Source organism: Paraburkholderia rhizosphaerae (assembly GCF_004366595.1).
Classification (GTDB): Bacteria; Pseudomonadota; Gammaproteobacteria; order Burkholderiales; family Burkholderiaceae; genus Paraburkholderia; species Paraburkholderia rhizosphaerae.
This window is the reverse complement of the sequence record NZ_SORE01000009.1, coordinates 189,992-208,113: the sequence shown is the minus strand read 5'-3', so window position 1 is coordinate 208,113 and position 18,122 is coordinate 189,992. Positions and strand designations below refer to the sequence as shown.

At 62.7% G+C, this 18,122-nt stretch carries 17 protein-coding genes; 9 read left to right on the top strand and 8 right to left on the bottom strand.

Annotation, left to right across the window (positions count from 1 at the left end; genetic code table 11):
• Positions 1-303 precede the first annotated feature (303 nt).
• The 3 genes from aroG to BX592_RS14205 all read left to right on the top strand — a co-directional run bounded on the left by aroG (position 304) and on the right by BX592_RS14205 (position 2,239).
• The gene (aroG, locus tag BX592_RS14215; protein ID WP_134192424.1) at positions 304-1,377 is read left to right on the top strand and encodes a 3-deoxy-7-phosphoheptulonate synthase AroG; all 1,074 of its coding nucleotides are present in this window, start codon (positions 304-306) and stop codon (positions 1,375-1,377) included.
• Positions 1,378-1,565: 188 nt separating this feature from the next.
• On the top strand, positions 1,566-1,910 hold the full coding sequence (locus BX592_RS14210; RefSeq protein ID WP_134192423.1) for a type II toxin-antitoxin system RelE/ParE family toxin: 345 nt from the start codon (positions 1,566-1,568) through the stop codon (positions 1,908-1,910).
• The gene (locus BX592_RS14205) at positions 1,907-2,239 is read left to right on the top strand and encodes a helix-turn-helix domain-containing protein (protein ID WP_134192422.1); all 333 of its coding nucleotides are present in this window, start codon (positions 1,907-1,909) and stop codon (positions 2,237-2,239) included. Before BX592_RS14210 ends, BX592_RS14205 begins: the two co-directional genes overlap by 4 nt.
• Positions 2,240-2,381: 142 nt before the next feature.
• Here BX592_RS14205 and BX592_RS14200 read toward each other — a convergent pair whose 3' ends face one another.
• On the bottom strand, positions 2,382-2,939 hold the full coding sequence (locus tag BX592_RS14200) for a cob(I)yrinic acid a,c-diamide adenosyltransferase (RefSeq protein WP_134192421.1): 558 nt from the start codon (positions 2,937-2,939) through the stop codon (positions 2,382-2,384).
• 230 nt (positions 2,940-3,169) lie between these two features.
• Between BX592_RS14200 and BX592_RS14195 the strand changes: the two genes are divergently transcribed.
• From BX592_RS14195 to proC, 6 genes are all read left to right on the top strand, one after another.
• The gene (locus BX592_RS14195; RefSeq protein ID WP_134192420.1) at positions 3,170-4,585 is read left to right on the top strand and encodes an FAD-binding oxidoreductase; all 1,416 of its coding nucleotides are present in this window, start codon (positions 3,170-3,172) and stop codon (positions 4,583-4,585) included.
• A gap of 117 nt (positions 4,586-4,702) precedes the next feature.
• On the top strand, positions 4,703-6,196 hold the full coding sequence (locus BX592_RS14190) for an FAD-linked oxidase C-terminal domain-containing protein (protein WP_134192419.1): 1,494 nt from the start codon (positions 4,703-4,705) through the stop codon (positions 6,194-6,196).
• A gap of 255 nt (positions 6,197-6,451) precedes the next feature.
• A complete protein-coding gene (gene glcE, locus BX592_RS14185; protein ID WP_134192418.1) occupies positions 6,452-7,540 on the top strand; it encodes a glycolate oxidase subunit GlcE in 1,089 nt (362 codons plus the stop codon).
• A 7-nt stretch (positions 7,541-7,547) separates the two neighbouring features.
• Positions 7,548-8,774, top strand: a complete 1,227-nt coding sequence (gene glcF / locus BX592_RS14180) for a glycolate oxidase subunit GlcF (protein ID WP_134192417.1) — start codon at positions 7,548-7,550, stop codon at positions 8,772-8,774.
• Between the two features lie 82 nt (positions 8,775-8,856).
• Positions 8,857-9,555: a YggS family pyridoxal phosphate-dependent enzyme gene (locus BX592_RS14175; RefSeq protein ID WP_134192416.1), complete on the top strand. Its 699-nt coding sequence runs from the start codon at positions 8,857-8,859 to the stop codon at positions 9,553-9,555.
• 15 nt (positions 9,556-9,570) lie between these two features.
• Positions 9,571-10,386 carry a pyrroline-5-carboxylate reductase gene (proC, locus tag BX592_RS14170; protein WP_134192415.1) on the top strand — a complete coding sequence of 272 codons (816 nt, stop codon included), beginning with the start codon at positions 9,571-9,573 and terminating at the stop codon, positions 10,384-10,386.
• 78 nt (positions 10,387-10,464) lie between these two features.
• On the opposite strand, the gene ubiA is transcribed toward proC, so the two are convergent.
• The 7 genes from ubiA to recG form a co-directional block, all read right to left on the bottom strand.
• Entirely contained in the window at positions 10,465-11,328 is an 864-nt protein-coding gene (gene ubiA, locus BX592_RS14165; RefSeq protein WP_134192414.1) for a 4-hydroxybenzoate octaprenyltransferase, read from the bottom strand.
• A gap of 177 nt (positions 11,329-11,505) precedes the next feature.
• On the bottom strand, positions 11,506-11,997 hold the full coding sequence (locus BX592_RS14160; RefSeq protein ID WP_134192413.1) for a Dps family protein: 492 nt from the start codon (positions 11,995-11,997) through the stop codon (positions 11,506-11,508).
• A gap of 201 nt (positions 11,998-12,198) precedes the next feature.
• Positions 12,199-12,363, bottom strand: a complete 165-nt coding sequence (locus BX592_RS33805) for a hypothetical protein (RefSeq protein ID WP_166676356.1) — start codon at positions 12,361-12,363, stop codon at positions 12,199-12,201.
• An 83-nt stretch (positions 12,364-12,446) separates the two neighbouring features.
• Positions 12,447-13,907: a catalase gene (locus BX592_RS14155; RefSeq protein ID WP_134192412.1), complete on the bottom strand. Its 1,461-nt coding sequence runs from the start codon at positions 13,905-13,907 to the stop codon at positions 12,447-12,449.
• Between the two features lie 61 nt (positions 13,908-13,968).
• Positions 13,969-14,115 carry a hypothetical protein gene (locus BX592_RS33800; RefSeq protein WP_166676355.1) on the bottom strand — a complete coding sequence of 49 codons (147 nt, stop codon included), beginning with the start codon at positions 14,113-14,115 and terminating at the stop codon, positions 13,969-13,971.
• Positions 14,116-14,599: 484 nt separating this feature from the next.
• Entirely contained in the window at positions 14,600-15,559 is a 960-nt protein-coding gene (locus BX592_RS14145; protein ID WP_134192411.1) for a LysR substrate-binding domain-containing protein, read from the bottom strand.
• A gap of 149 nt (positions 15,560-15,708) precedes the next feature.
• Positions 15,709-18,051 carry an ATP-dependent DNA helicase RecG gene (gene recG, locus BX592_RS14140; protein WP_134192410.1) on the bottom strand — a complete coding sequence of 781 codons (2,343 nt, stop codon included), beginning with the start codon at positions 18,049-18,051 and terminating at the stop codon, positions 15,709-15,711.
• Between the last annotated feature and the right edge of the window lie 71 nt (positions 18,052-18,122).

Sequence of the window (18,122 nt, the reverse complement as noted above, 5' to 3'; positions counted from 1 at the left end):
CGCATTTTTGTCGGCGGCCGCTTGTCAATCGCGCCTTGCCGGGGTATAAAGCCACTCAACCTTTTTTGCAGTCCCTACCGCTCGCTTCCTACGCCATGTCCGCCCGGTTTTATTTTTATTTCTTTTGGTATCTCAGACCGCTGGCGGATCGAGAGGGGTGGTAACGCAACAAGGCAAACCCGAAATTCCCGAAAAACCGTCAGCGAGTCTGGCGGTTTTTTTTTGCCGCTGCTGCTTGCCCGGTCTGCTCGCAACGAACACGCAACGAACCGACACGCTACGAATCGCATCTGGAGAACCGACATGCCCCCGCACAATACCGACGACGTCCGCATTCGCGAGCTCAAGGAGCTCACCCCGCCCGCTCACCTGATCCGCGAATTCCCGTGCGGCGAAAAAGAATCGGACCTGATCTTCAACACGCGCCAGGCGCTGCACCGGATTCTGCACGGCATGGACGACCGCCTGATTGTTATCGTCGGTCCGTGTTCGATCCACGATCCGAAAGCCGCGCTCGACTATGCCGGGCGTTTGATCGAGCAGCGCAAGCGGCTCGCGGGCGAACTCGAGATCGTGATGCGCGTGTACTTCGAAAAACCGCGTACGACGGTGGGCTGGAAAGGGCTCATCAACGACCCGTATCTCGACAACAGCTTCAAGATCAATGACGGCCTGCGCACTGCACGCGAACTGCTGCTGCACATCAACGAACTCGGCCTGCCGGCGGGCACTGAATACCTCGACATGATCAGCCCGCAATACATCGCCGATCTGATCTCGTGGGGTGCGATCGGCGCGCGTACCACCGAGTCGCAAGTGCATCGTGAACTGGCTTCGGGGCTGTCGTGCCCGGTTGGCTTCAAGAACGGCACGGATGGCAACGTGAAGATCGCGGTCGATGCGATCAAGGCGGCATCGCAGCCGCACCATTTCCTGTCGGTGACTAAAGGCGGTCATTCGGCGATCGTATCGACGGCCGGCAACGAGGACTGCCACATCATTTTGCGCGGCGGCAAGACGCCTAACTACGACGCGGACAGTGTCAATGCCGCGTGTGCTGACATCGGCAAGGCAGGACTCGCCGCACGGCTGATGATCGATGCGAGCCACGCGAACAGTTCGAAGAAGCCCGAAAACCAGATTCCGGTTTGCGCGGATATCGGCCGCCAGATCGCGGGTGGCGACGAACGCATCGTCGGCGTGATGGTCGAGTCGCATCTGGTCGCCGGCAGACAGGATCTTCAGGAGGGCTGTGCTTTGACCTACGGTCAGAGCATCACCGACGGATGCATCGGTTGGGACGAAAGCGTCGCCGTACTCGAAGGGCTCGCTGATGCGGTCAGACAACGTCGTATCGCGCGCGGCAGCGGTAACTGATCATGCGATAAGTCAACATCAATCGATGCGGAGCCCGGCCAATGAGCCGGGCTTTTTTATCGTTAGCCATCCGGACGAATAGTCATTCATGTGCAGCGCCGGTACCGTATGCGTTCTTCACAGTCAGTTGAAAAAAGGCTTGACTTGAAAGAATAACCGGTACAAAATTTTGTACATGAAGGGAGTCTATGAATCAGGAAAAAGAGATTCGCTGGGTTGGCTCCAGCTACGACGACCTTCTGGCGTTTCCAGATGAAGCACGGCGGCGAGCCGGCTTTCAACTGGCCAAAATGCAAGCCGGCCTCGACCCGGACAACTGGAAACCCTTTGATGTTGTCGGTGCAGGTACGCGCGAAATACGCATCAAGGACGCTCAAGGAATGTTTCGGGTGATGTACGTCGCAAAGTTCGTCGAAGCCATTTACGTTCTGCATTGCTTCCAGAAGCAGGGGCAGACAACGAGCGGGCAAGACAAGGAAATCGCCGAGGCACGTTATCGCGCCGTGGCTAATATCAGGAAGGCAGAGCAATGATGATCGATACCAGAATCCGTCACGTCACGAAGCCGGGTGCAAACCTGTTCCTCGAACTGGGCTTCTCCGCCGAAGAAGCCAAGCGGCTGCACGCTGCGTCCCAGAAGCAGATCAACGACACGCGCCTGCTGAAAGAGCAATTGATGACCGAGCTGTCGAGCTGGATCGAGCAGCATCATCTGAAGCAGTCGGAAGCGGCTGAAATCCTGATGGTGTCGCGGCCGCGCGTGTCTGATGTCGTCAACAAGAAAACGACGAAGTTCACCATCGACACGCTTGTGGAAATGATGAGCCGCATCGGCAAATCGGTCAGGCTCGCGATTGGCTAAGTGAACGGCTTATCTGCGTGGCTTATCTGCGTGGCTTATCTGCGTAGATTAACTGGGCGGCTCAAGTGTGCAGATCAAGCGGGCGCCGTCGCATGCACCGCACGTGTTCCCCAATTCGCGCGTAGGACTTCCCGCTTGCTTATCATCGCTTTGCAGTGCGGTCATGCTGCCATAACACATCGCTGCCGCCATTCACCCGGTTCAGCGCGCGAGCGAACACGAATAGCAAATCCGACAGGCGATTGACGTAACCACGCACAGCCGCGCTCACCTCTTCGATGGCGCCGAGCATGACGATCGCGCGTTCGGCGCGACGACACACCGTTCGGCACACATGTGCATGCGAGGCCGCCCGCGAACCGGCCGGCAAGATGAATTCCTTCAACGGCGGCAATGTCGCGTTGTATTCGGTTAGCCACCCATCGAGCCGGCGCAGATGCACATCAGTCACCATCGTGTGACCGGGTACGCTCAGTTCGCCGCCCAGATCGAACAGGTCATGCTGAATAGTGGTCAGCGCGGCACGAAGGTCATCTGGTAGGCTCTCGCACAGCAGCACGCCCACATGCGAGTTGAGCTCGTCGACTTCGCCAATTGCAACGATACGAGCGTCATCCTTGGTTACTCGACGGCCATCGCCAAGGCCGGTCGTGCCAGCGTCGCCGGTACGCGTCGCAATCTTGCTCAGGCGGTGACCCATGATGTCGTCCTTATGTCGTTGCAATGCCCAGCATTCTTTCGTGCGCGACCGCGCATCGACTCACCAGCTGCCGCTGCCGCAACACCATTGCGAACGCGACAGCCAAAGCCATTATAGATTTTGCGAGCAGCCAGCCGGTTCATCGCCACGTTGTGTCTGACGGCAGGCGTTCGGCGTAAAATGACTCAAACCAGCAACATCACAACGAATATGCCTTTCAGGAGACCAGCGTGAACCATCCCGCGCCGCCCGCGTCCGTGCGCCGCCCTTTTCCCGCTGAATTGCTCAGCGCGCTGAAGTCGCTATTCGGGGAGCGCGTGTCGATCGCCGAAGCGGTCCGCGCAAACCACGGACGTGACGAATCGCCTTTCGATCCGCAATTGCCGGATGCAGTCGTCTTCGCGCGCAACACCGAAGATGTGCAAGCCGTCGTCAGACTGTGTGCTCAATATGACGTGCCGGTTATACCTTACGGCAACGGGTCGTCGCTGGAAGGCCATCTGCTGGCTGTGCAGGGTGGTGTGTCGATCGATCTTTCCGAAATGAATCGCGTGCTATCGATCAATGCGGAAGACCTTACCGTCACCGTCGAACCTGGCATATCGCGCAAGCAGCTTAACGAAGCATTACGCGATACGGGTCTGTTCTTCCCGATCGACCCAGGCGCCGATGCGAGCATCGGTGGCATGACGGCTACGCGTGCATCGGGCACGAACGCGGTGCGCTACGGCACGATGCGGGAGAATGTGCTCGGCCTTTGCGCGGTGCTCGCGGACGGCCGTGTCATCCGCACAGGAACGCGCGCGCGCAAATCATCGGCGGGCTACGATCTGACGCGCCTGTTTGTCGGCTCGGAAGGCACACTCGGCGTGATCACCGAAATCACGTTGCGGCTTTATCCGCAGCCTGAAGCGGTGTCCGCGGCGATATGCGCATTCCCTTCGATGGAAAGCGCGGTACGCGCGGTCATCGAAACGATTCAGATCGGCGTGCCCATCGCGCGTGTCGAATTTGTCGATGCGCTCGCGATCCGCGCGATCAACCGCCATTCGAACCTGACGCTGCGCGAAGCGCCGACGCTGTTCTTCGAATTCCACGGCACCGCAGCCGGTGTGCAGGAACAGGCGGAACTGGTGCAGGAAATGGCCGCGCAAAACGCGGGCGAAGGATTCGAATGGGCGACGCGGCCCGAGGACCGCAGCCGCCTGTGGAACGCGCGGCACAACGCGTATTTCGCGATGCTGCAACTGAAGCCTGGCTGTCGCGCGGTCACAACCGACGTCTGCGTGCCGATCTCGCGGCTCGCCGAATGTGTCGTTGAAACGGAAAAGGACCTGAAGGCGTCGTCGCTGCCCTGCCCGATCGTCGGCCATGTCGGCGACGGCAATTTCCATGTCGCAATGCTGATCGATCCGCAGCGGCCGGAGGAGTTCGCCGAAGCCGAGCGCCTGAACCATCGCATCGTGCAGCGCGCATTGCGGATGGCCGGCACGTGCACTGGAGAACATGGCGTCGGTCTGCACAAGATCGATTTTCTGGTCGAGGAAGCAGGCCCGGTCGCCATCGACACGATGCGCGCGATCAAGCACGCGCTCGATCCGCGCAACCTGATGAATCCTGGCAAGATTTTTTCGTGGGCCGCATAACATGAATTGAATGGCCGAAAGAGCGCCGCGTACGCAGATCCGCAGAAAGAACCGGGCGTACCCGGCCCCGGACTCCGGCCTGTAGCCCGACAGGCCGGCAACACGAGGAGACAGACCATGAACGCGCCCGCGGAACTGTCCGCTGAAGTGCTCGCGCAACGGCAACGCGAGGTCGTACAGGCATTGATGGCGGTACTGCCAACACACTGTCTGCTGTACCGCGAAGAAGATACCGTCGCGTACGAGTGCGATGGCCTCGCCGCATACCGGCGTCTGCCGCTTGCAGTCGTGTTACCCGAAACCGAGTCGCAAGTGCAGCGGGTCGTGCAGATCTGCCATCGGCTCGAGGTTCCGATCGTGCCGCGCGGCGCGGGCACCAGCCTGTCGGGCGGGGCGATGCCGATCCGGCATGGCGTGGTCGTATCGCTTGCACGCTTTCGCAAGATCATTGAAGTCGATCCGTATGCGCGCACCGCGACGGTCCAGCCGGGCGTGCGCAACCTGTCGATTTCCGAAGCCGCTGCGCCGTATGGGCTCTACTACGCGCCCGACCCATCGTCTCAGATCGCATGCACGATCGGCGGTAACGTCGCCGAGAATTCCGGTGGCGTGCATTGCCTGAAATACGGGCTCACCGTGCATAACGTGATGCGTGTGCGCGCGATCACGATGGAAGGCGACGTGGTCGAATTCGGTTCGCTGAGCCCCGATGCGCCCGGCCTCGATCTGCTCGCGGTAATGGTCGGCAGCGAGGGCATGTTCGCGATCGTCACCGAGGTCACAGTGAGACTGATCCCGAAACCGCAAACCGCACAGGTCATCATGGCGAGTTTCGATAACGTCGTGAAAGGCGGCGACGCGGTGGCCGGCATCATTGCCGCCGGTATTATCCCGGCCGGCCTCGAGATGATGGACAAGCCGGCCACTCGCGCCGTCGAGGAGTTCGTCCGCGCGGGCTACGACCTCGATGCCGCGGCAATTCTGCTTTGTGAATCCGACGGCACGCCTGAGGAAGTCAGCGAGGAGATCGTCAGGATGACCGCGGTGCTACGCGAGCACGGCGCGACGCGCATCCAGATCTCGCGCTCGGAAAGCGAGCGGCTGCGCTTCTGGTCCGGACGCAAAAATGCGTTTCCGGCCGCGGGCCGCATCTCGCCCGATTATTACTGCATGGACGGCACGGTACCGCGCCGCAGCATCGGTTCACTGCTGTCGCGCATCGAAGCGATGGAACAGAAATACAACCTGCGTTGCATCAACGTGTTCCATGCCGGCGACGGCAATATGCATCCGCTGATCCTTTTCAATGGCAACGACCTCGACGAGTGGCATCGCGCCGAAGCATTCGGCACGGATATTCTCGAGTGCTGTGTCGAACTCGGCGGCACCGTCACGGGCGAGCATGGCGTCGGCATCGAAAAAATCAATTCGATGTGCGTGCAGTTCTCGCCGGAAGAGCGCGACGCCTTTCATGCGGTCAAGCGCGCGTTCGATCCGCCCGGTCTGCTGAACCCGGACAAAGGCATACCGACGCGTGCCCGCTGTGCCGAGTACGGCAAAATGCATATTCGCGGCGGGCTGTTGCCACACGCTGAGCTGCCGCGCTTCTAGTCGTATTTCGTGCAGGCGCGCGTCGCTAGCGGTTTTTAGCTGAAGTTTCGCTCCGTCATGCATCGTGCGGCGTGCCGCACGATGCTCGTTGATCAATGCGCCGCGGGTGTTCCTGACTTGTATCCGCCAAGGGTTTTTACTGAACCGCGCACGCGTTTCACGACGGTGCGCAAGCGGCTGCGTACGGGTCCGCTCCGGGTTGCCAGCCGGGCGCCGCCCGGTACAATCGAAACCACTACAACGAAACCCGACGCTATGGAAGAGGACGACATCGTCGCCGAATGGTCCGAGCGTATCCGTTCGGCCACCGCCGAACGACACCCCGTGCGGATTCGTGGCGGCGGCACGAAAGACTGGTACGGCCAGACGTTGCAGGGGGAAGTCCTCGATACGCGCGCCCATCGCGGCATCATCGCTTACGATCCGGCGGAGCTCGTCATCACCGCGCGTGCGGGCACCCCGCTTGCGGAAATCGAAACGACGCTTGCCGAACACGATCAGATGCTTGCGTTCGAGCCGCCGCACTTCGGCCCGCAAGCGACGCTCGGCGGTTGCATCACGGCCGGCATCGCGGGTCCACGCCGCCAGTCGGCCGGCGCGCCACGCGATTTCGTGCTCGGCGCGGTCGTGATGAACGGCCACGGCCAGGTGCTGCATTTCGGCGGGCAGGTGGTCAAGAACGTTGCGGGCTACGACGTATCGCGGTTGATGGCAGGTTCGCTCGGCACGCTCGCGCTGATCCTCGAACTATCAATCAAGGTATTGCCGCGCCCGAAGGCGGAAATCACGCTGAAGTTCGACATGAACGGCACCGATGCGGTGCGCAAGCTCAACGAATGGGGTGGCCGGCCGCTGCCGGTCACGGCGAGCGCATGGCGCAACGGCACCCTCGTGCTGCGGCTGGGCGGCGCGGAGGCGGCGGTCAAGTCAGCGCGCACATCGCTTGGCGGCGAGGTGGTCGACGCAGTCGAAGCCGAGCGATTCTGGGCGGGCTTGCGCGAGCAGACCGACCCATTCTTCGCGGCGATCGCGCCGAAAGCCGCGCTGTGGCGGCTCGCACTGCCGACCATCACCGAACCGCTGCAGTTGCCCGGCGCGCAGATGATGGAATGGGGCGGCGCGCAGCGCTGGTGGATCACCGATGCCGATGCGCAGACCGTGCGGATCAGCGCAAAACAGGCCGGCGGGCACGCGACGATCTTCCGCACCGGCCACGGCTACGATCGCGGCGCGGGCGTGTTCACGCCACTGCCGGCCCCATTGATGAAGATCCACCGCGGCCTGAAGGCTGCTTTCGATCCGGCTCGCATCTTCAATCCAGGCCGGCTCTATCCCGACTTCTGAGCGCGCGATGCAAACCAACCTCGCGGACTTCATTCGCAATACGCCCGACGGCGCCGAAGCCGACGCAATCCTGCGCAACTGCGTGCATTGCGGCTTCTGCACGGCGACCTGTCCGACTTACCAGTTGCTCGGCGATGAACTCGACGGACCGCGCGGCCGCATCTATCTGATCAAGCAGATGGTCGAGGGCGCGCCGGTCACGCGCAGCACGCAAACTCACCTCGATCGCTGCCTGACGTGCCGCAATTGCGAATCGACTTGCCCGTCGGGCGTGCAATACGGCCGTCTCGTTGAAATCGGCCGCAAGCTGACTGAAGAGAAAGTCGCGCGTCCATTTGGCCAACGTGTGCTGCGTCGTGTGCTGGCGAGCTTCGTGCCGAACGAGGCGTTGTTTACACCGGCGATGCGCCTGGGCCAGCACATGCGCCCGCTGCTGCCGAAGAAGCTGCGCGACAAGGTACCGGCACGCCAGCGTCAGCTCGAATGGCCCGCGTCGAAGCACGCGCGCAAGATGCTGATGCTCGCCGGCTGCGTGCAGCCTTCGATGATGCCCAACGTTAACACCGCCACCGCGCGCGTGCTCGACGCACTCGGCATCGAGACGATCGTTGCACCGGACGCCGGATGCTGCGGCGCGATTCGCCTGCATCTCGGCTATCACGACGACGCGCTCGACGACATCCGCGCGAACATCGATGCGTGGTGGCCGTATGTCGAAGACGGCGTCGAAGCGATCGTGATGAATGCGTCGGGCTGCGGCGCGACCGTCAAGGAATACGCGCATCTGCTGCGAGACGATCCGGCGTACGCGGAAAAAGCACGTCGCATCGTCGAACTGACGCGCGACATAGCCGAGATCCTGCCCGAATTCGAAGAACCGCTAACTGCCCTCACACGACGACGCGCGGTGCACACCGTCGCGTTCCATCCGCCGTGCACGCTGCAGCACGGACAGCAGATTCGCGGTAAGGTCGAGCAGCTGCTCGGCGAACTCGGCATCGACGTACGCCTGCCCGCCGACAGTCACCTGTGCTGCGGCTCGGCCGGCACCTACTCGCTGACGCAACCGACGCTGTCGTACGCGCTGCGCAACCAGAAGCTCGAACGGCTGCACGCGCAGGAGCCGCAGATCATCGTATCGGCTAACGTCGGGTGCATCGCGCATCTGCAAAGCGGGACGTCGACGCCGGTGGTCCACTGGATCGAACTGGTCGAGCACATGCTGGCCGGCTGAGCGTGCTTGCGCTGCAACGCAGGCGGTATGCTCGCAACGGCGTCCGTATAATTGGGCACGAACCACCAATGCAAACGGTGTCATGCCTGATCTGATCCAAAACCTCAGCGCGGTGCGCGAGCGCATCGCGCGCGCGGCGCAAGCGGCGGGCCGCGACCCGCACTCGATCGCACTGCTCGCGGTGTCGAAAACCTTTCCGTCTGAAGACATCCGCGCGGCGCACATCGCCGGCCAGCGCGCATTCGGCGAAAACTACGTGCAGGAAGCGCTGGCGAAACTCGATGCGCTAGCCGATCTGCGCGCGTCGATCGAATGGCATTTCATCGGCCCGCTGCAATCGAACAAGACGCGTGTCGTCGCCGAGCGCTTTGACTGGGTGCATTCGGTCGACCGCCTGAAGATCGCGCAGCGGCTCGCCGAGCAGCGTCCCGACGGCTTGCCGCCGCTCAACGTGTGCGTACAGGTCAACGTGAGCGGCGAAGCGTCGAAATCGGGCGTCACGCCGGGCGAAGCAGCCGGCGTCGCGCATGCGGTCGCCGCGCTGCCGAAGCTGCGCCTGCGCGGGCTGATGGCGATCCCGGAGCCCACCGGCGGCATCGAAGAGCAGCGCGCACCGCATCGCGCGTTGCGCGAATTGTTCGAGCGCCTGCGCGCCGACGGGCTCGCACTCGACACCTTGTCGATGGGCATGTCCGCCGATCTCGAAGCGGCCGTGCTCGAAGGCGCGACGATCGTGCGTATCGGCACCGCGATCTTCGGCGCACGCGACTATTCCAACTGAACCTTCCAAACCATCATGAAAATAGCGTTTATTGGCGGCGGCAATATGGCGGCTGCGCTGATCGGCGGGCTGATCAAGCGTGGCGTCGCCGCAGTGGATCTCTATGCGATCGATCCGAATGAGGACGCGCGCAAGCGTAATCAGCAGCAATTCGGTATCGGGACCGCGGCTGCCGCCGATGCAGCGCTCGCGTCGTTCGACGCGATCGTGCTTGCCGTCAAGCCGCAAGTCGTCAAAGAGGTCGCCGCGGCGCTGGCCTCGTATCTTTCCGCGCAGCAGCTAGTGATCAGCATTGTCGCGGGCATACGCGCGGCCGATCTGTCGCGCTGGCTGAACGGCCACGCGCGCATCATCCGGACGATGCCGAATACGCCCGCGCTGATCGGCATGGGCGTCGCGGGGCTCGTCGCACTTGACGGCGTCGATGCGGCAGGACGCGCGCTCGCGTCGCAAGTGCTCGGCGCGGTCGGTCAGACGGTATGGTTCGACGACGAATCGAAGATCGACGCCGTCACCGCCATCTCCGGCAGCGGCCCCGCGTACGTGTTTTATTTCATCGAAGCGCTGCAGGAAGCCGCTCGCCAGCTCGGCATGGACGACGCGCAAAGCCGCGCGCTCGCGGTCGCGACGTTCACCGGCGCCGCGCAACTGGCCGCGCAATCCGACGAGCCGCCATCGGTGTTGCGCGAACGCGTGACGTCCAAGGGCGGTACAACCGCGGCGGCCCTTGCCGCGTTCGATGCGCAGCATGTGAAAGAGGCCATCGTGCGCGGTGCGCTTGCCGCGGATACACGCGCGAAAGAGATGGGCGACGAATTCGGCAAGCAATAAGCATCAGGCCAATCGACGCAGCCGCCCGCACGCATGAACCTGATGCGTGCCGCGACGGCGCGCGGCACGCAGCCGGAGTCAGAAGTTTTGCACCGCGTAATGCGCGGCAATGCCGGCAAATAGCACGCCGCCCAGCCAGTTGTTATGGCGAAACGCGGCAAAGCACGGCATCCGTTCGCGGCCGCGAATCAGCGTGTAGTGATAGATCGCGCAGCCCGCGGCACCGGCTAGCCCGAGCCAGTACAGCGCACCATAGCCAAGCACGACGCCGATGCCCGCATAGATGCCAAGCGTCATCGCGTAGCACAGCATGATCGCGAGCACGTCGTAGCGGCCGAACGTCAGCGCGGACGTGCGAATGCCGATCTTCAGATCGTCGTCGCGATCGACCATTGCGTATTCGGTATCGTAGGCGACCGACCAGAATACGTTCGCGATCAGCATCACCCATGCAAGCGTTGGCACGTGGTCCTGAATGGCTGCGAACGCCATCGGAATACCAAAGCCGAACGCGATGCCGAGATACGCCTGCGGAATCGCGAAAAAGCGCTTCGTGAACGGATAAGTGCCCGCGACGAAAAGCGCAAATACCGACAGTTCCTTGGTAAGCGTATTGAGCGGAAGGATGAGCAGGAACGCTAGCAGTGCGAGCGCCGCGGCTAGCGCAACCGCTTCCCACGCGTTGATCTTGCCCGACGTAATCGGGCGGTTCTCGGTGCGCTTCACGTAACGATCGAAATCGCGATCCGCGTAGTCGTTGATCGCGCAACCGGCCGAACGCATCAGGAACGTGCCGATCACGAAAATGAACAGCAGCGACAGCGACGGCCGGCCGCCGGACGCGATCCACAGCGCGTTGAGCGTCGGCCACAGCAGCAGCAGCGTGCCGATCGGCTTGTCCATGCGGACGAGCCGTAGATAGAGCGGGAGTCGGGCAAACATGGGGATTGCGTTGGGAACGATCCCGCTATTTTAGTGCAGCACGCGCGCGGCACTTTGGAAGCGCGCCGGCGCGCGGTTATTGGCGGCACACAACGCGCGGCATACGCGATCGCTACAGAAAAAAAGCCCGGCAGGTTTCGCTTCCTGCCGGGCTTTCCAACTCATGTGGTGGTTCGCTCAGGCCAGCATCGAGCGCAGCATCCAGGCGGTCTTTTCGTGCGTCTGCATGCGCTGCGTCAGCAGGTCCGCGGTCGGCTCGTCGTTTGCCGCTTCCGTGACCGGGAAAATCTGGCGTGCGGTGCGCACCACGGCTTCCTGGCCTTCGACCAGCTGGCGAATCATTTCTTCCGCCGACGGCACACCATCCGCTTCCGCAATCGAAGACAGCTTCGCGAAGTCCTTGTAGCTGCCCGGCGCGAACACGCCCAACGCGCGGATACGCTCGGCGATCGAATCGACCGCCATCGCCAGCTCCGTGTATTGCGTTTCGAACATCAGGTGCAGCGTATTGAACATCGGACCCGTCACATTCCAGTGGAAGTTGTGGGTCTTCAGATAGAGCGTGTACGTGTCGGCGAGCAGACGCGCCAGACCTTCCGCGATCTTCTTGCGATCTTTGTCACTGATACCGATGTTGACGTGCGCGACGGCTTCGTTTTTTTTGGCCATGATGACTCCTTTCAAGAGTGATTCGTACCGGTCTGACTGCCCGGGATTGTCTGTTCGCAATCCTTGAGCTCTCGAACGCCCGACAGTTTAGCGTAGAACGTCGTACGTCCGCCCGTTGGCCGGCGTGCTCTTTGCCACTCAATGTCATGCACGCAGTGCGCGATGTGCATTGGCGATGTGCGCGTCCGCAACGCCCACTGGTCAGCCGCCGAACATGTGCGAGAGTGCGTGCGTGACGATTACCGCATAGCCGCTGCTGACCACCGCTAACCCGAGCATCCTGCGCGCAAGCGCCGGACCGGATAACCGCTGGATCTGCAGCGCGTGTGCGCCATTACCGATACTTGCCAATGCCATCTGGATCATGATCGCTCTCCTTTAACTTCAGACGGCGGCGCGGCGTTTGCGCGCCGCCGTCGTACTGCTTTGCCACCGCGTTTATCGCCGCTTTACTTCGCCTTCGCGTTCGCTTCGACAAGCTTCGCGATGGCCGACGTCACACCTTCCGCGTACGCCGGGTCGATGCGGCGGAAATGCTCGACCTGCCGCGCAACGATCGCTTCCGGCACGCCGTTGATGTGCCGCGCGATGTTGTCGAACAGGCGCTCGCGCTGTGCCGCGTCGAACAGCCGGAAGAGCGCCGCCGGCTGGCTGTAGTAGTCGCCGTCGTCGCGATGGTTGTAGCGATCGACCGCACCGGCCGCGAGCGGCGGTTCAGCCGCGTTCGGATCTTGCGCGAAGTCGCCGAACCGGTTCGGCTCGTAATTCGCGGTGCGGCCGAGATTGCCGTCGGTGCGCATCGCGCCGTCGCGATGGAACGAACGCACAGCCGGCGCACGCGACGCATTGACCGGGATCTGATGATGGTTGATCCCAAGCCGGTACCGCTGCGTGTCGCCATACGAGAACAGGCGCCCTTGCAACAGACGGTCCGGCGAGAAGCCAATGCCCGGCACCACGTTCGCCGGCGTAAATGCCGACTGTTCGACGTCCGCGAAATAGTTGTCCGCGTTGCGGTTCAATTCGATCGTGCCGACATCGATCAACGGGTAATCCTTATATGGCCACACTTTCGTGATGTCGAACGGGTTGTAGCGATAGTTCGCCGCATCCGCTTCCGGCATCACCTGGATGCAGAATCGCCAGCGCGGGAAATTGCCGTTGTCGATGTTTTCGACCAGGTCGCGCTGTGCGCTCTCGCGGTCCTGCGCGATGACCTGGGCTGCTTGCGCGTCCGTGTAGTTCGCGATGCCCTGCATCGATTTGAAGTGAAACTTCACCCAGAAGCGCTCGTTGTTCGCGTTGATAAACGAGAACGTATGCGAGCCGAAGCCGTGCATCTGCCGGTAGTTCTGCGGGATGCCGCGGTCGCTCATCAGGATCGTCACCTGATGCAGCGATTCCGGATGACGCGACCAGAAGTCCCACGCCGCAACATTGCTGCGCATGTTCGTGTACGGGTCACGCTTTTGCGTGTGGATGAAATCCGGAAACTTGAGCGGATCGCGGATGAAGAACACAGGTGTGTTGTTGCCGACGACATCCCAGTTGCCCTCCTCGGTGTAGAACTTGATCGAGAAACCGCGCACGTCGCGTTCGGCGTCTGCAGCGCCGCGCTCGCCCGCCACCGTAGAGAAACGCATGAACAGCGGCGTTTGCTTGCCGACTTGCGCAAACACCTTCGCCTTCGTGTAGCGCGAGATGTCGTGCGTGACCGTCAGCGTGCCGAACGCGCCTGAGCCCTTCGCGTGAACGCGGCGCTCGGGAATCACCTCGCGATCGAAATGCGCGAGTTTCTCGATCAGCCATACGTCCTGCAAAGCCACCGGGCCGCGCGAACCGGCTGTCATCGAGTTCTGGTTGTCGGCGATGGGTGCGCCGGCGGCGTTGGTGAGGGTTCGTTCGGTCATTCTTCTGCTCCTTCGTTTTTCAGGGGACGAATCGTTCAACAGGTTGATCGGCACGCGGGGATCAGGCGGACAATGCGCGATCAACCAGCAGCGAGATGGCGACCGTGCGCAGCGACACCGCGGGCGCGGTGCCTGTCAGTGCTGCAGGCGCGGGCTGCTGGAACGACTGGGGAGCAGATGGAACGTGAGACGACGAGACGTGCTGCATGCGTACCTCCGGTTTCTGGTTGTGCGGATCGGCGATCCATGAGAGGCACTATATCAACACTATTGATTTTTATTGTTTGATTAAATTTATCTATCTGATAGGGAGCGAGCCGACGCAGGGCTGCGCGAGCAGGTAGCACCCGCCTTTGACGCGCTGAAAGCCGACCCGTCGCGTGCAATCAGTGCAGGCGAGGCGCGCACGGCACTCGCCGCGAAAAGCCTGCAAATGTTTCCGCACCCCGGAGAGCGGCGTGACGACATCCGACGGGGACTACGCCTCACGAACTGACTCGGACGAATCACAATTGCGTTCGTCGTCGAAGACAATCAGTTACTCATCATGGGCGTGTATTACGGTGGCCGGAACATTGAAACGGCCTTGTCCGCCGCGGGGCCGAAAGCCCGTTCCATTCGAACGGACTGGCACCCGGCAACGCGCGTTAAAACCGCCAAACGCGACGCGCCCGTCAACCGGGCGCGCGACATCAATTCACCGCTGCCGGCAAATCAAGCTTCCTGACTCCCGGCAAATCACACGCGGCAACCGCGTCGCAGATCGCGTCAATGGCCGGCATCCGCGTAAAGCTCTTGCGCCACGCGAGCACCACCCGCCTGTCCGGCACGGGTTCGTCGAAAGCGACATAACTGAGCAGCCCGGAATCGACGCCACCCGCGTGCGGCTTGACCTCGTGCACCGACATCCGCGGCAGCACGGTAATGCCAACGCCGCTCGCGACCATATGACGGATGGTCTCGAGCGACGACCCTTCAAAGGTTTTCTGAATGCCGTCCGCGTTTTGTGAGAAGCGCATCAGTTCCGGACAGACGCCAAGCACGTGATCGCGGAAACAGTGGCCACTACCAAGCAGCAGCATCGTCTCCTGCTTCAGATCGCCCGGATCGATCTTTTCGCGCGATTCCCACGCGTGACCCGACGGCAGCGCAACGACGAACGGCTCGTCGTAAAGCGGCCGCAGCATCAAACCGGTTTCCGGAAACGGCAGTGCCATGATCGCGACATCAATCTCGCCCTGCTTGAGCAGTTCGATCAGCTTCAGCGTGTAATTTTCCTGCAGCATCAGCGGCATCTGCGGCACGCGCTTGATCATCTGCTTGACCAGAGTCGGCAGCAGATACGGCCCGATCGTGTAGATCACGCCCAGGCGCAGCGGCCCGACCAGCGGATCCTTCCCCTGTTTAGCGATTTCCTTGATCGCGAGGGTCTGCTCGAGCACCCGCTGCGCCTGGGTGACGATCTGCTCGCCGATCGGCGTCACGCTGACTTCGCTGGTGCCGCGCTCGAAGATCTGCACATTCAATTCGTCTTCGAGCTTCTTGATCGCTACGGACAACGTCGGTTGGCTGACGAAACACGCCTCCGCCGCACGGCCGAAATGCCGCTCGCGAGCCACCGCGACGATGTATTTCAATTCTGTGAGCGTCATTGAGGGAGCAATCAGTGCAATGGAATCAATAGGTTTCAGTTATACACCTATGGGGCCAATTCGCCAACCATCGAGCGCGCGGCCGCCCGCAAAGGGGCACCGTCATTCGACGCGAACCGGCTGATTCCCGCGCGCTTTTCGCAGCCCGCTTACGCTTTCAGATAATGTTCGCGCGCGCCAAGCCAGCGGGCGAGATGCTGAGTGACGACCTCCGGATAGTCAGCGAGCAGCCGCGCCGCCGCGTCGCGCGCCGGCTCGATCAGCCAGCCGTCCTGCTGCAGGTCCGCGAAGCGCAGCATCGCCGCGCCGGATTGGCGCGCGCCGAGAAATTCGCCGGGGCCGCGAATTTCGAGGTCGCGGCGGGCAATTTCGAAGCCGTCGGTGGTTTCGCGCATCGTCTGCAGCCGTGCGCGGCCGGCAATCGACAGCGGCCCCGAATACAGCAACACGCACACCGACGCGACGCTGCCGCGCCCGACCCGTCCACGCAACTGATGCAATTGCGCGAGTCCGAAGCGCTCCGCGTGCTCGATCACCATCAACGATGCGTTCGGAACGTCGACGCCCACCTCAATGACCGTCGTCGCCACCAGCAGTTGCACTTCGTTGCGGGTGAACGCATCCATCACGGCGGCTTTTTCGGCCTGTGCGAGGCGTCCGTGCACGAGCCCGACTTTCAGTTCCGGCAACGCGGCGACCAGCGTTTCGTATGTCTCGACAGCCGTCTGCAGTTGCAGCGTCTCGCTTTCCTCGATCAGCGGGCACACCCAGTACACCTGGCGCCCGGTCAACGCAGCTTCGCGCACGCGGCCGATCACCTCTTCCCGGCGCGCATCGGAAATGAGCTTTGTCAGGATCGGCGTGCGGCCCGGCGGCAGTTCGTCGAGCGTCGACACGTCGAGGTCCGCGTAATACGTCATCGCGAGCGTGCGCGGGATCGGCGTCGCCGACATCATCAGCTGATGCGGCTGGAACGCATGCGCGCCGTCCGCTGCGTTCTTCGCCTTCGCGCGCAGCGCGAGCCGCTGTTCGACGCCGAACCGGTGCTGCTCGTCGACGATCACGAGGCCGAGCCGCGCGAATTCGACGCTGTCCTGGATGATCGCGTGCGTGCCGATCACGAGGCGCGCCGTGCCGAGCGCCGCCGCTTCCAGCGCCGCGCGCTTCTCTTTCGCTTTGAGGCTGCCCGCGAGCCACGCGACCGCAACGCCAAGCGGCTCGAGCCAGCCGCGCAGCTTGCGCGCATGCTGTTCAGCGAGGATTTCGGTCGGCGCCATCAGCGCGGCCTGGTAGCCGGCGTCGATCGCCTGCGCGGCCGCGAGCGCGGCGACGATGGTCTTGCCGCTGCCAACGTCGCCCTGCAGCAAACGCTGCATCGGGTGCGGCTGCGTCAGATCGTCCGCGATTTCCGCGCCGACGCGCTGCTGCGCTCCGGTCAATGAGAGAGGCAACGCGGCAAGCAGACGCGCGACCAGCGAATCAGCATCGTTGGCCGGGCGCCGCGGCATCGCCGGCGCGGAGCGCGCGCGGCGTTCTTCGTGCGCGCGCTTGAGCGACATCTGCTGCGCAAGCAGCTCTTCGAACTTGATGCGCGACCACGCGGGATGCGTGCCGTCGATCAATGCGGTTTCGTCCGCATCCGCATGCGGATGGTGCAGCGTGCGAACCGCCTGCATCAGTGGCGGCAGGTCGAGCGGCTTCAGATACGCATGTGCGATCGGCTCAGGCAGCAGTTCCGGTAGCGATGTGCGCGACAGCGCATTGTCGATCGCCTTGCGCAGATACGCCTGCGTGACGCCCGCGGTGCTCGGATAGACCGGAGTGAGCGCCTGCGGCAGCGGCGTGTCTTCGTCGACGACGCGCACCGCCGGATGGACCATCTCCATGCCGAAGAACCCGCCGCGTACGTCGCCGCGCACGCGCAGCCGCACGCCGGGCGACATCTGCTTGACCTGGGAGCCGTAGAAATTCAGAAAGCGCAGCACGAGTTCGTCGCCGGCATCGTCACGCAGCTTGACCAGCAACTGACGACGCGGCCGGTACGCGATCTCGTTGTCGAACACGACCCCTTCCGACTGCGCGATGCCGCCCGGTAGCAATTCACCGATCGGCGTCAACGACGTTTCGTCTTCGTAGCGCATCGGTAGATGCAGCACGAGGTCGATATCGCGCGTAAGGCCGAGCTTGGCGAGCTTGTCGGCCGTGCGGGTGACGGCCGGTTTTGCCGCGGGTTTTTCAGCGGCGGCGCCGGTAGATTTGGCGCCGCGCTTCGCGGACGGTTTCTTCGCGGTGGAGTGGTTCGCGGCAGCCATTTCGACGTCGGTGTCCACGAGGTCGCGCCCCGCGACGTCCGTTCTTGCGACGTTCGCCCCCGGCTGCGCGGCCGCGGCATCCGTGCTCACCCGCGCCGCTTTGCCGCGCGCGGCGCGGCGCGGCGGCGCGGCACCCGCTTCATCGGGGTCTACAGGCGGACGGCGTTCGGACAAGGGCATGAGTCGCTTCGCAAGTACAATATCGGCTTTCCACGTTTTCGTGGCCGCTCAGCGCAACGGCGCGGGCGTGT